The following is a 13,247-nucleotide window of genomic DNA, read 5'->3' as shown; positions in this document are numbered from 1 at the left end:
CAAGCTCGCTCCTGCAGTGGGGTTAGGGTGTTGTTTAGAACGAAGACTGGATCTTGATCCCGCCAATCAGCGCGTCATCGACCTTGTCTACCCCACCCGGGTGGCGGATGTACTGCAGGTTCGGGCGCACGGTCAGCCAGTCGGTGACGTGCACGCCGTAATAGAGTTCGGCGCTGTATTCGGTGTCCTGCGGCGGCAGGTAGGTCGGATCGTCGAAGTCGGACACGGCGCGGGCCTGGTTGGTCGCCTCGGCGTTCTTGCGATAAGCCGGGTTGACGTGCACTCGCGCCATGGCGAAACCGATATCGTCCTTGGCCCGTGCATCGAACAGGCCCTTGTAAACGACCCCGGCCTGGACGTAGTTGTCGATGGCGTTGGTCTTCTTGTCGTGCATCGTGCCGTTGGCGAACACGCTCAGCCCCCGGGAGTTGTCACTGGCACGGCTGGTCAGTTGCTGCTGCACGCCTAGCCATAGGCCATGTTTGCTCGAAGCGCTGCGGTAGGCCTCGCCGCTCAGGGCTGCCGGCTGGCCATTGCTGTCCTTGTAGGCATCGGTGGCCTTGGCGTTGCTGTAGTAATAGCCGACGCGGTACTCGCCTGGCAGGCCCTTGACCTTGGGTGACCACACCAGCTCTACCGGCAGGATCGCCCCCTGGGTGCCGCTGCCACTGAGCTTGAAGCCATTGTTGCGGTCCAGGTTGGACGGGTTCTGTTCGTACGCCCCGACCTGCGCGTACAACTCCGGTGTCAGGTGATATTTGACGCGCAGGGCCCACTGGCTGACCGGCCAGTTGTACCAGATACCACCGACCCAGTTGCCGACCTGGGAGCCGCAGAACGCCAGGTTCTGGAAGTCGCACGGGAAGCTGTTGAAGTCTTCGCCTTCGCCGAAGCGGCCGGCCTTGATGTCGAGCTTCTGGTCGAAGAATTTTTGCTGGTACCACATTTGCGTCAGGCGCCAGGTCTGCCCGCGTCCCCAGACTTCCTGGGCCGAAGTAAACCCGCCGACGCGCGGGTCGTTGATGCGGTCATTACTGATGTTGTTGCCGCTGCGTTCGGTGACGGTCAGCTGGAATTCGGCCGCGTCCCAGCCGAGAATTTTCTGCAGGTCCAGATGGCTGCCCAGACCGAACTGGTCGCTGTAGCGTGCGGTGCGATCGTGGTCGTAGCCACCGTGCAGGTTGCTGCCCATTTCACCGGTGTAATCGACCTTGAAGTCATAGCCTTTTTCCGCAAGCTCGGTGCGGCTGCCGTTCCAGTCACCCAGCATCCAGGGCGATTCGCTATCGAAGGCAGGGGCGGCCTGGGCACAGGTAACCAGGCTCATCGCGGTGAAGCCGCCGATCAGGTGGAGCATTTTCAGGCGGGCAACAGGCGCACAGACAGCGCTGTCTTGCGAAACGTGCAAATCGGGCATGGGAAAAATTTCTTTGATCTTTTTCTGGGGGATGAACTGAAAAGCGCAAGGGTGGAGCAGGCAGCAGAAGCGTTTCAGCCGGGAAGGGCGTAAGGATAATGTTCTGTTACAAATAGAGAAAGCGCTTTTGCTGAGATGCAGCCTTTCGGATTTGGTAACAGTCGTGTGCGACCCCTTGCCGCAGGGATTGACAGGCAAAAACACACCCTATGGGAGCGGTCTCACATATTCCCAGGCGCCGGTATACGCCCCGGATGGCGATCACCCGGCGCATCGCGAGTCAGGCAAGTGCGCAAAACCGGAGCTGCCGAAGGCTGCGATCTTTTCTGGTTGGCCTACAGTTAATTGAGCCCTTTCACCAATCGAAGCCCTCGGCTAAGGTGCGCGGCTTCTTTAATTCTTTCTTCGCGCAAAGGCCCGGCATGACCGAACAGAACAACAACCCGCTGCACGGCGTGACCCTGGAGCAAATCCTCAACGCCCTGGTCGAGCACTATGAATGGTCGGGGCTGGCCGAGCGTATCGACATTCGCTGCTTCAAGAGCGATCCGAGCATCAAGTCGAGCCTGACCTTCCTGCGTAAAACGCCATGGGCGCGGGAAAAAGTCGAGCAGTTGTACATCAGGTTGATGCGCACCAAGCGACCGCTTTGAACAGGCTCGCCCAAGCCGTGGCAAGGCGCCGATTCGTCGCCGTGGCAGCCGTGCTCGGCTGGGCGGGGCTGAGCATTCAGCTGTACCTGATTCTCTATTCGCGCTTCACCCTTGAGGCCAGCCTGATGGGCGGGCTGGTGAGTTTCTTCAGTTATTTCACCGTGCTGAGCAACACCTTGGTGGCCACGGTCCTGACCTGTGAGCTGACCTCCCGGGAATCAGCCACGCGACGCTGGTTCCTGCAGCCATGGGTGAGCAGCGGGGTGATGGTAAGCATCGTCGTGGTCGGGGTGGCGTACAGCCTGTTGCTGCGACATCTGTGGCACCCTGAAGGCTGGCAGTTCCTGGCCGACGAGCTGATGCACGACGTGATGCCGTTGCTGTACCTGGCCTATTGGTGGTTCTGCGTACCCAAGGGCACGTTGCGCCTGCGGCACATTGGCCTGTGGGTGATTTACCCGATAATTTACTTCGTGTATGTGCTGTTTCGCGGACACGCGTTGGCGGTGTACCCCTATCCGTTCATCAATGTGGACACGTTGGGTTATCCACAAGTCCTGATCAACGCCAGTGGCGTATTGGCCGGGTTCGTGGCGAGCGCGTTGATCGTATTGTGGTTGGATCGGCATCGCTAACAGCAAGTTTCGCAGCATGAAAACTCTTGAGTAGGCTGCTACGTAATAGTCAATGACGGCGGTCATTGTACCTGCGGATTCGCTGTGAGATTTCGGAGTATTCCTATATCACTTGATTGGGTGACGTGTATATCTAGCAGTGTTCTTCCTTCATTGCAGATGCGCAGTCGGATTTTTCGATTTCTCATAAACTTTGCTGTCTGGATTGCATCCGTAATGAAAGCGCTGAGTTAATGGAGGTCGGTGCCGTATTTAATGTTTAAAGGGAAGCAAGATAAATGGACCTATCGCGTATTTCTACTTCAATACTTCTTCGCGGTTTACTGGTAGCTGTCCTCGCAGGCGCTGCAGGGATAGCCTGTGCGGCTAACGTTGATATTGATTTTGAGTTTGTGCCAGACAAGGGCGCTCCCGACAAAAAATTCACTAACAAATCGTCTATCACCGGGATCTGTGCAGAGCACCCCGATAAGTGCGCCGCACCGCACACAGGAAGTTCGAAAGTAAATGTCCGGTTCAACAGTGGCCCCATCTATGACCTCCGAGAAAATACGGTCCAGTTCAGGATACCGTCTGCCTCGCGCTTCTCGGTAAAAGGCGTCAACGGAAAGCAATATTCGGTAACACTTCATATACGCGGTGTTGGTGCCCGATATGATCTTAGCCCTGCGACCGTCTTGTCTATCACGGGCAAGAACCCACCAGAGGGGCATAAGTCTTTGTGGGTCGGTGGATGGTTTCAGGACATCAATGCTCCATGCCGCGCTGTACCTGGCCTTGATTCGGGAAAGTCGATGGGTTTGTACAATTTTTTCTGGTACGGCCCGGAGGGGGCAGTCTGCGGGAAAAAGACACGGTACAGTCTTCCCGGGCTGTATCTTGACTCGATGAACTTTATTTATGAGGTCGATACACCCAACCCTTATGAAATGGATGCAGGGATCTACGAAGGCCTCATTAATTATAATGTGGCGACCGAGTTTGAACCTGGTTATTTTCTGACGCCGTATCAGAGCAATATCTCGGTGAAAGTCACGCTGAGAGTCACTCACGTGTTGCGGGTTAATATCTTTGGTGGCAATAAAGTGGTGCTTTCCCCTCCGAGAGGCTGGGATCACTGGGAGAGCATTGGGCGACCGCCAACATTTTTGCTGGGTCAAACTGGCTTCCATCTCGACGCTTCTTCACCGTTTACCGTGAAATTACGTTGCGAGATGACCCTGTCTAGTGACTGCGCTTTGAAAAGTACGACTGGCAAGCTTGTAAAGCTGGATACCTTTTTCCAAGCGCCTGCAGGCCTGATAGATGAGGCGGGAGGCTGGGTGCCAGTTTATAAGCTCTCGGCATTGATCCCGAAAAAATTCAAAGTTTCCAATTACGTTTCAGCTCCGGGGAGACTGTCTTTTGAAATCCCGGCCAGTAGGGTCCCATCGATGGAGACCGGTACGACGTATTCGGGCACTGTCACGGTGATCTGGGATTCGCAGGTTTGAACGCAGAACCAGCCACCGTCGAGTGACTGGTTTGCCAGCGGATCAGGAACCCCGCATTTAAAGGTCGAGATCTATGATTCTAATGTAACGTTCAGCATTTTGAATTCCTCCAGCGCCTGAATCAACGCCGGCATATCGTCGTAATTCCGACGCGCATGGAGCGGGTCGCAGGCGGCCTGCTGATCCAGGCCGGGCAGCCACTGCTGGGCTGGATTCGCCGCCGTAATGCCGCATACATGAGGACAATCTTTTTTCTTCAGTACCTGCCGCAATCCCCGGTAAGGCTCGGCAGGTCAGCGACGCTTTGAGGGCGGCGTTATGCGTTGCCCTGCGCCAGCTTCATTGTTCAACCGTGTCGTCCAGCCGCCAGTAACCCGCCGCCTTGACGAATTGATCGTCCAGCCCATGCTCATCCAGCAGCACCCGGCGAATCTGCCGCGAGGTCCTGGCCTCGGTCGCCACCCAGGCGTAAAGGTTGCCTGCAGGTACCTGCAGTTGTTTGACCGTGCGCAACAGGTGGTCCTTGCCACCTTCGCGCAAGACCCAGATCACCTGGACCTCGGCCGGGCTTTCAAGCTTTTGCTGCTCGGCGCCGTTCTCCACTTCGACGATCACCAGGGCCCGCCGATTGGCCGCCAGGCCTTCCAGGCGCCGGGCGATGGCGGGCAGGGCGGTTTCGTCGCCGATCAGCAGGTAACTGTCGAAGATATCCGGCACGATCATCGACCCCCGTGGCCCGCCGATGTGCAGGAACTGCCCGGGTTCGGCCTGTTCGGCCCAGGTCGCGGCGGGGCCGTCGCCGTGCAGCACGAAGTCGATGTCCAGCTCCAGCGTATCCAGGTCGTAGCGACGCGGGGTGTAGTCGCGCATGGCCGGCAGCGGTTGCTCGGTTTTGCCGGCGCCGAGTACCAGGGTTTCCAGCGCCGCTGTTTCAGCCGCATTCTGTGGGAACAGCAGTTTGACGTGGTCATCGGTACCGAGGCTGATGAAGCCCGCCAGTTCCGGCCCGCCCAAGGTAATGCGCCGCATGCGTGGTGTCAGGTCGACCACGCGCAAGACTTCCAGGCGCCGGCGTTTAATCTCGTGCGTGACACGGTGAATGGTTTGGGTCTGCACTGCAGTCATTCGGCTTTCTCCTGGGCTGCTTGAACGGCAGGGCCGTCGACGATGGCTTTGGCGGTGTTATTGAGCAGGCTGGCGACACGGACGATTTCTGCCGCGCTCCAGCGACCGTGGTGCAGTTGCAGGGCATGGCGCAGGTTATGCACCGCTTCGTGAATTTCAGCGGGGCGGTCATGGCCGCGTAACGACCGTTTGCTGACATCGATGCGCATGCGCACGCCGTCCAGCGCCACGGCTTGCTCGCTCAGGGACAAGCGGCCGGCGTCGGTGATGCGGTAACTTTTTTTCCCGCCGTCGGCGTCGCCCTGAATCATTTCGCTTTCTTCAAGGAAGGTCAGGGTCGGGTAGATCACTCCGGGGCTGGGGCTGTAGGCACCGTCGAACAGGCCTTCAATCTGGCGGATCAGGTCATAACCATGGCAGGGCTGCTCGGCGATCAGCGCCAGCAGCAGCAGCTTCAGGTCGCCCGGGGCGAACACCCGTGGGCCACGGCCGCCCCGCTCGCGGCCTGGGCGTTTTTCGAAGCCGTCGCGGCCATCGCCGTGTTCACGGTGGGGGGAATGATGGTCTCTCATTTTTCTTGCTCTATGTCGTGTTTAGATAGAGCGTAAGATATATCTTATTGATGGGCAATGTCGCTCGACGAACGGTTGCCTGGCAGGCAATACCCTAAAAGCGTTTTGCGCAGGCGAGTGCGAGGGCATGCGTGGGCGGCCGCTTATTGAAGCCAGGGAGCGGTTTATGAATGCGCCGTTCAAAAGGTTGTCAGGATGCTTACGCTCTTGATTTTGATAAGCTTTGCCAGCGATGTTTCCATGCAATGCGCTACGTGAGGTGCAAGCCCCAAGTTGTCCTTTATCTCAAGACCTTCCTGAACGCTCGTGCGCCGGGCCGCCTTCAGCCGGCGCCAGTGTACGGTTTTTGCGCACCTGGCTTGGAAGGCCCTGACTCATGTCCTGGATCAACTGATCTTCGATGGCTTGCTGGTCTTACGAGACCTCAAGGGCGCTGCCGATGAACACAAGGCGTTGCTGCAGGGCAATTACACCCGTCAGCACCAACTGCAACAACTGGCGGAGGCTCTTGAGCGCTTTGCGCAAAGGGTTGCCGACACTCCTGGGCCGTCACGGCAGACCTGCATGCGCTGGGCGCTTGCCTGGGCCGGATCGGCACCTGGCTCAAAAGCGTCGGCGATCAGTGGCTGACGCTGGAATTGCTCGTCTAGCAGGGTCATGCACAGCAACCACTGCTGGACAAGGCGGCGTCGCGATTAGTTCGAAGAAAGCCGAGAAACCACCGGCGGCTGGCACTGGGTCTGGCTACCGGGTTGCAGGTAGGGCGTGAGTATCGGCGCCATCCCCTTGAGCACCTGCACCGGCAGGGCAGAAGTGAACTTGAACGCTTCAGCCGTGCGACCGGGTACGAATGCGGTCATGGTGCCGAAGTGGGTATCGCCGATAAAAAACACGAAGGTGGCCGTGCGGTTGATCGACTTCGAACTGAGTATCCGCCCGCCCGAACCGATGGCTTCGATACGGTTATCCCCGGTGCCTGTCTTGCCGCCCATGGCCAATGGTTTGCCGTCGGGCGTGATGAAACTACCGGAGACCCGTTTGGCCGTGCCGGCATCTACCACCTGCGACAGGGCTTCGCGCATGGCCCTGGCAACCTCGGTTGGCATGACCCGTTTGCCGGCATCCGGATTACTGATCAAGCTGGTTTCATAGGGCGTGTTCGCCGCGAAGTGAAGGCTGTCGATGCGCAGCGTCGGCATGCGCACACCGTCGTTGAGAATGGTCCCGATCAGCTCAGCCAGCGCCGCCGGGCGATCGCCCGAGCTGCCGATGGCAGTGGCCAGTGAGGGCACCAGGTGATCGAACGGATAGCCGACTTTCTGCCAGCGCTGGTGAATGTCGAGGAAAGCCTCGATCTCCAGCATGGTGCGGATGCGACTGTCCCGGGCGCCTTTGTGTCGGCTCTTGAACAGCCAGCTGTAGACTTCCTGGCGCTCGAACTGGCTGGCCTTGACGATCTGGCTGAACTTCGCGTCGGGGTTGTTCAGCAGGTAACCCATCAACCACAGGTCCAGGGGGTGGACCTTGGCGATGAAGCCCTGGTCGGGCAGGTCGTAGGCGCCAGGACGATAGTTTTCGTAGAGCCGCTCAAGGCGTTCGTCCGTGAGTTTTTCCGTGAGCTTGGCGCCTTTGAGGTGCGAACGGACGAAGCTGTTGAAGCTTTCCTGGCTGGCTTGCGGCAGCAGGTAACGATGCACTGCGGCCATGCGAATCGGCGTCGGCCGCATGCCGTCGAGGAAGGTTTCGAGGCGCGCCTGGGTGTCCTTGTTCTTGTACTTTTTCCAGAATTTCAGCAGGAACGAAGTGCCTTCGCGGTCGGCAAAACTGGCCAGGTACTCTTGGCGTCTGGGGTCGCGGTCGTCCTTGAGCAATTCGGCACTGTTGTTCGGGCCGGAGTAGGTGGTGTAGCGCACCAGGTCGCGCATCAGGCGGATGAAAGGCAAGTTGATCGACTCACGCAGCGCGTCGCGCAAGGTGGGCAGGCGTCCGTTGTCCTCTTTGCGAAAGTTGTTGAAGGTGTGCAATCCGCCGCCGGTGAAGAAGGCTTCGCCGGGGCTGGCGGAGTATTTTCGATCAAGCGCGGCACCGAGCATGGTTTGCAGGTTGCGGTCCTTGTTCTGGATGAAGTAATCGATGGCCCAGCGGCTCAGGCGATCCTGGTCCGGGACCTCGACTTTCTTCAGTTCCGGCACGGTCATGGCGGCATATTTATCATGCAGCTCGGCGATGATTTGCAGATAAGTCGTCATCACCCGCATTTTCGCGGTTGAGCCCAGCTCCAGCTTGCTGCCTTCGTTGATGTCGAAGGGCTGGTCGGTGCTGTCGGTCTGGACTCGTACCCGGGAACCGTCCGGGGTCAGTTCGAACAGGGTGAAGCTGTAGCGCACCTGGGCGGTGCTGGTGGGGGTCAGCAGACGTTCGCCCATCAGGCCGATTTGCGCGGCGAAGACGGGGTCGGCCAAGTGCTTGAGGTACTCGGTGGCCTGGGTTTGCAGGTCGCCTTGCAGGGTGCTGGTGGCCGACAGGTCAAGCCGGTCGAGATCGTACAGCGGACGGTTGAGCAGGCCGCCGAGACGACTGCGGGCGACGCTGATGCCTTTATTGGTTTCGATCGGCTGGATAGTCGGCTGCGTGGCCCAGTCGCGATAGGTGACTTTGCTGGCCAGTGCGGCGGCCGACAGCGGCGCGTCGATCACGCCATTCTGCGCCAGTAAGCGAATGTGGCTGTCGGTGAGGCTGGCCAGTTCATCGTGGCCTTTGGTCAGGTAATGCGAAGGGCGGCGCTGGGCGATCATCAGCGATAACATTTCGCGCAGGGCCAGGCCTTTTTCCGCCAGGCTTTTCGGATCCGTCTGAGTGCTGGCCAGGCGTTGGTTGGCCTGGTTGAAATCGGCTCCGTACCAGACGCGCAAACCCTCGGCCATGCCGTGCACTTCGCCATGCCCGGGCACGGCGGACAGGGGCACGCTGTTGAGGTAGTCACGCACAACGTTTTGCCGGGCGACCAGGGTGTCGGGCCCGGCCTGATAAGCGCGCACGGTGGCTGAAATCATCTGCCGGATCTTTTCCGCACCGGACACCGTCAGGCCATCGGGCGAATGCCGGTATTTTTCCAGCTGGGTCGCCAGTGTGCTGCCGCCTGCCGACTGACCGGGCATGTGCAGCAATTTTGCAACCTGCGACCAGGCGGCCATGCCGAACCGTGGCCAGTCCACCGCCGGGTTGGCATGGGGCTGACGCGGGTCGAGCAGGAAGCGGTTTTCGATAAACAGCAGGCTGCTGACCACCACTGGCGGAATCGCATCGAAGCTTGCGTACAACTGTTGCGGGTATTTGTATTGATACAAGGGGGCCGCCCGGCAGTCAGTGATTGACAGCCCGGCCTGGATTTTTTCCGCGTAGGGGACAAACAAGCCTTTGTCGCTGTAGTCCATCAACGCCTGGGAGAAACGGGTTTGCGACTTCACCACGTAATCACGCTTGATCAGGCGTGGTAGAAATTCCCCGAGGGAGCTGTAGCCCAGGCGCAGGTCAAAAGGACCCGCGCCGGGATAGCGAATGGCATCGCTTGGACCGGGTTGCAGGTCGTAATTGAGCGTCGCGGCATACTTGCTGACCTCCCTGGACTGGAATTTCGAGGTGCGCATTTCCTTGGCGGCCGCCAAGCCGACGACGATGAGGATAATCAACAGCAACAGGAAAAAAGCCTTCCACCCATGTTTTGAACCACGGGGTTTTTCAGGTGACGGCGCTTCATCCACAGCTTCAGTCTGGACCACGGTTTTACTCGAATCGGTTTGCCACAAAGCGCCCATAGTCGACTGATCCATTCACGCAGATTGATCGGACTTGTCTGAAGCTTAGTCGGTGGTTGGCGATGGCGAAAAAATTGTGAACAAGCTTGTGCGCAGGAGCCTACAGGAGCCCGCAGGAGCCCGTAGGAGCTGTCGAGTGAAACGAGGCTGCGATCTTTTGATCTTGTGTTTAAAAAAACGGATCAAAAGATCGCAGCCTCGTTTCACTCGACAGCTCCTACAAGTTGTATTGCAAGTTGGAATGCAGGTTGGAATGCAAGTAATGCCCAGGATTTGCCCGACAGGCTTGAGATAGAGCTGTTCGCGGGTAAATACGGCCTAAGTAGGGACATGACGACGCACCAATAGCGTGCAATACTTCGCGCCGTTTTAGCTGCGAAAATTCCTACAAGGTCCAGGTAATGCCCCTCCGCAAACCGGTCTTTCCCCGAGAGTTCTCGCTGAATGTCGTGGTTTATAGAGTGAAAAACCCTGCCGTAAGCTTTTTATACTGCACGCCCCGCTGATCTTGGAGGTTTTGTCCTACAAGACGGTTCTGCCCACGAAGCAGGTCCGGTTTCAGGCAAGCAATGGCGACCCGCCCGCGCTTGGTTACTCGGTGGTCATATCCAATAACAAGACGAGGTTGTACCCCCATGCCAGTCGGCAATCACCTGCCCCACGGCGAGACCGCTCAGGGCGGCCCGCTTAAACGCGAACTCGGCGAACGGCATATTCGCTTGATGGCGCTCGGTGCCTGTATCGGCGTCGGTCTGTTCCTTGGTTCGGCCAAGGCCATCGAAATGGCCGGCCCGGCCATCATGCTTTCCTACATCATCGGCGGTCTGGCGATCCTGGTGATCATGCGCGCGCTCGGTGAGATGGCCGTGCATAACCCGGTCGCCGGGTCTTTCAGCCGTTACGCTCAAGATTACCTGGGCCCGTTGGCGGGCTTCCTCACCGGTTGGAACTACTGGTTCCTGTGGCTGGTGACCTGCGTGGCGGAAATCACCGCCGTGGCGGTGTACATGGGTGTGTGGTTCCCCGAGGTACCGCGCTGGATCTGGGCCCTGGCGGCGTTGATCAGCATGGGCTCGATTAACCTGATCGCTGTGAAAGCCTTCGGCGAATTCGAATTCTGGTTCGCCCTGATCAAGATCGTCACCATCATTGCCATGGTGATCGGCGGTGTTGGCGTGATCGCGTTCGGCTTCGGCAACGACGGCGTGGCGCTGGGGATTTCCAATCTCTGGGCCCACGGCGGTTTCATGCCCAACGGCGTACAGGGCGTGTTGATGTCCCTGCAGATGGTGATGTTCGCCTACCTCGGCGTCGAGATGATCGGCCTGACCGCCGGCGAAGCGAAAAACCCGCAGAAGACAATCCCGAACGCGATCGGCTCGGTGTTCTGGCGCATTCTGCTGTTCTACGTCGGCGCGCTCTTCGTGATCCTGTCGATCTACCCGTGGAACGAAATCGGCACCCAGGGCAGCCCGTTCGTGATGACCTTCGAGCGTCTGGGCATCAAGACTGCAGCCGGTATCATTAACTTCGTGGTGATTACCGCTGCGCTGTCGTCCTGCAACGGCGGCATTTTCAGCACCGGGCGCATGCTTTACAGCCTGGCGCAGAATGGCCAGGCCCCGGCCGGTTTTGCCACGACCTCGAGCAACGGCGTACCGCGTCGCGCACTGCTGCTGTCGATCGGCGCCTTGCTGCTGGGCGTGCTGCTCAACTACCTGGTGCCTGAGAAAGTCTTCGTCTGGGTGACGGCAATTGCCACCTTTGGCGCGATCTGGACGTGGGTGATGATCCTGTTGGCCCAGCTCAAATTCCGCAAAGGCCTGAGCGCCAGCGAACGTGCCGGCCTGAAATACAAGATGTGGCTGTTCCCGGTCAGCTCGTACCTGGCGCTGGCGTTCCTGGTGCTGGTGGTGTGCCTCATGGCCTACTTCCCGGACACCCGCGTGGCGCTGTATGTCGGCCCGGCCTTCCTGGTGCTGCTGACGGTGTTGTTCTACGTGTTCAAATTGCAGCCGACCAATGTATCCCAGGGTGCGGTGCGTTCAGCTCCCTGAGTCTACGTAGGTGAAATGCCCAAGCCCCGGTCTGTCGATCGGGGTTTTTTTTTGAAAAGGACCTCACCGCCGGTCTGAAAAATACCCCCGCCTGTGATTTCTGACAGTCGCCAAGCTCAAACCCTTATGTGCCGAGGATGACGGTAGTCAGCAACGGAGGGGGCGCCATGAGACGCTTGTGGAAAGGAATGTCCAGCTACACGGTGATCGGGATTGCAAATACGCTGATCCATTGGCAGATTTTTTTCCTGCTCAGCGTGGCGGCTGACTTCAGCCAGGCCAGCAGTAACCTCATGGCGTTCTGCGTGGCCGCCTCTTTCTCTTTCTACATGAACGCGCAATTCACCTTCGACGGCAAAACGTCGGTCGCCAACTATGCTCTATTCCTGGTGACCATGGGTGCCTTGAGTCTGGGGGTGGGCCATGTTGCCGACGTCTGGCGACTGCATGGCCTGCTCACGGTCGGGCTGTTTTCCGCATTGAGCCTGGTGCTGGGTTTCCTCTTCTCCAAATACGTTGTCTTCCGCGAGCATCAGGTATGAAAATCTCGCTCATCGTGCCGGTGTTCAATGAAGAGCAGGCCATCAATCTGTTTTACCAGGCCGTGCGCAACGAGCTGAAACTGGACCAGACCGAAGTCGAAATTGTTTTCATCAACGACGGCAGCACGGACCGTACAGCCGAACAGGCGGCCGCGCTCGCGCAGGTCGACGAGCAGGTCGTGCTGATCAATTTTTCGCGTAATTTTGGCAAGGAACCCGCGCTGTTCGCCGGCCTTGAACATGCCACCGGCGATGCGGTGATTCCCATGGACGTCGACCTGCAGGACCCGATCAGCGTAATCCCGTTGTTGATCGAACAGTGGTTGAAGGGGGCGGACGTGGTGCTTGCCAAGCGCCGTGATCGCAGCGCCGACAGCTACATGAAGCGCCACAGTGCATCACTTTTCTACCACCTGCTCAATCGCATTTCCTACACCCGCATCGAAGAAAATGTCGGCGATTTCCGGCTGATGGACCGCAAGGTCGTCGACGTGATTCGCGCGCTGCCGGAACATCAGCTGTTCATGAAAGGCGTGCTGTCCTGGGCCGGTTTCAACACCGTGGTGGTGGAGTACGAGCGCGCCTCGCGTGTGGCCGGCAACAGCAAATTCAACGGCTGGAAACTGTGGAACCTGGCGTTGGAGGGCGTGACCTCGTTCAGCACGGTGCCGTTGCGCCTGTGGACCTACATCGGTGGTGCCATTTCAGTCTTTGCCGTGCTGTATGCGGTGTACATGGTGCTGGACAAGATCTTCTTTGGTAACAGCGTCCCTGGGTACCCCTCGCTGATGACCGCCATTCTGTTTCTCGGCGGTGTTCAACTGATCGGCATCGGCATTCTCGGCGAGTACGTCGGCCGCATCTACATCGAGGCCAAGCATCGACCGCGTTATGTGATAAGGGACATCGTAGGCGCCAGGCAGGGGCGCGATCTTTAA

12 protein-coding genes are annotated in these 13,247 nt (G+C 58.6%); 7 read left to right on the top strand and 5 right to left on the bottom strand.

All coding sequences use genetic code 11. The annotated features are described in order from the left end of the window. Positions 1-34 precede the first annotated feature (34 nt). Complete coding sequence (locus UB23_RS04060) at positions 35-1,417, bottom strand: carbohydrate porin (RefSeq protein ID WP_045058042.1); 1,383 nt, start codon at positions 1,415-1,417, stop codon at positions 35-37. 422 nt (positions 1,418-1,839) lie between these two features. Between UB23_RS04060 and UB23_RS04055 the strand changes: the two genes are divergently transcribed. From UB23_RS04055 to UB23_RS29125, 3 genes are all read left to right on the top strand, one after another. Next, the gene (locus tag UB23_RS04055) at positions 1,840-2,070 is read left to right on the top strand and encodes a VF530 family DNA-binding protein (protein ID WP_045058041.1); all 231 of its coding nucleotides are present in this window, start codon (positions 1,840-1,842) and stop codon (positions 2,068-2,070) included. After that, entirely contained in the window at positions 2,067-2,705 is a 639-nt protein-coding gene (locus tag UB23_RS04050) for a Pr6Pr family membrane protein (RefSeq protein ID WP_045058040.1), read from the top strand. Before UB23_RS04055 ends, UB23_RS04050 begins: the two co-directional genes overlap by 4 nt. Positions 2,706-2,983: 278 nt before the next feature. After that, positions 2,984-4,198 (top strand): hypothetical protein, encoded by a 1,215-nt coding sequence (locus tag UB23_RS29125; RefSeq protein WP_152644238.1) that lies wholly within the window; start codon positions 2,984-2,986, stop codon positions 4,196-4,198. A 71-nt stretch (positions 4,199-4,269) separates the two neighbouring features. On the opposite strand, the gene UB23_RS29120 is transcribed toward UB23_RS29125, so the two are convergent. The 3 genes from UB23_RS29120 to UB23_RS04035 all read right to left on the bottom strand — a co-directional run bounded on the left by UB23_RS29120 (position 4,270) and on the right by UB23_RS04035 (position 5,895). Next, positions 4,270-4,470 carry a hypothetical protein gene (locus UB23_RS29120; RefSeq protein ID WP_152644237.1) on the bottom strand — a complete coding sequence of 67 codons (201 nt, stop codon included), beginning with the start codon at positions 4,468-4,470 and terminating at the stop codon, positions 4,270-4,272. A 67-nt stretch (positions 4,471-4,537) separates the two neighbouring features. After that, positions 4,538-5,323, bottom strand: coding sequence for a siderophore-interacting protein (locus UB23_RS04040; protein ID WP_045058038.1), 786 nt, complete (start codon positions 5,321-5,323; stop codon positions 4,538-4,540). Beyond that, positions 5,320-5,895, bottom strand: coding sequence for a PadR family transcriptional regulator (locus tag UB23_RS04035; RefSeq protein ID WP_045058037.1), 576 nt, complete (start codon positions 5,893-5,895; stop codon positions 5,320-5,322). The genes UB23_RS04040 and UB23_RS04035 overlap by 4 nt, the downstream gene beginning before the upstream one ends. A 306-nt stretch (positions 5,896-6,201) precedes the next feature. Here UB23_RS04035 and UB23_RS04030 point away from each other — a divergent pair, with 306 nt between their 5' ends. Then, a complete protein-coding gene (locus tag UB23_RS04030; protein WP_045058036.1) occupies positions 6,202-6,525 on the top strand; it encodes a hypothetical protein in 324 nt (107 codons plus the stop codon). Positions 6,526-6,590: 65 nt separating this feature from the next. Here UB23_RS04030 and UB23_RS04025 read toward each other — a convergent pair whose 3' ends face one another. Then, positions 6,591-9,710, bottom strand: coding sequence for a transglycosylase domain-containing protein (locus tag UB23_RS04025; RefSeq protein ID WP_045058035.1), 3,120 nt, complete (start codon positions 9,708-9,710; stop codon positions 6,591-6,593). Between the two features lie 635 nt (positions 9,711-10,345). Between UB23_RS04025 and UB23_RS04020 the strand changes: the two genes are divergently transcribed. The 3 genes from UB23_RS04020 (at position 10,346) to UB23_RS04010 (ending at position 13,247) form a co-directional block, all read left to right on the top strand. Beyond that, positions 10,346-11,767, top strand: a complete 1,422-nt coding sequence (locus UB23_RS04020; protein ID WP_045058034.1) for an amino acid permease — start codon at positions 10,346-10,348, stop codon at positions 11,765-11,767. Between the two features lie 167 nt (positions 11,768-11,934). Then, the gene (locus UB23_RS04015; RefSeq protein ID WP_045058033.1) at positions 11,935-12,309 is read left to right on the top strand and encodes a GtrA family protein; all 375 of its coding nucleotides are present in this window, start codon (positions 11,935-11,937) and stop codon (positions 12,307-12,309) included. Continuing rightward, entirely contained in the window at positions 12,306-13,247 is a 942-nt protein-coding gene (locus tag UB23_RS04010; RefSeq protein ID WP_045058032.1) for a glycosyltransferase family 2 protein, read from the top strand. Before UB23_RS04015 ends, UB23_RS04010 begins: the two co-directional genes overlap by 4 nt.

The sequence above is a fragment of the Pseudomonas sp. ES3-33 genome (assembly GCF_000952175.1).
Lineage (GTDB): Bacteria > Pseudomonadota > Gammaproteobacteria > Pseudomonadales > Pseudomonadaceae > Aquipseudomonas > Aquipseudomonas gregormendelii.
Note: the sequence above shows the minus strand (reverse complement) of the source record. Positions and strands in the feature narration are given on the sequence as shown.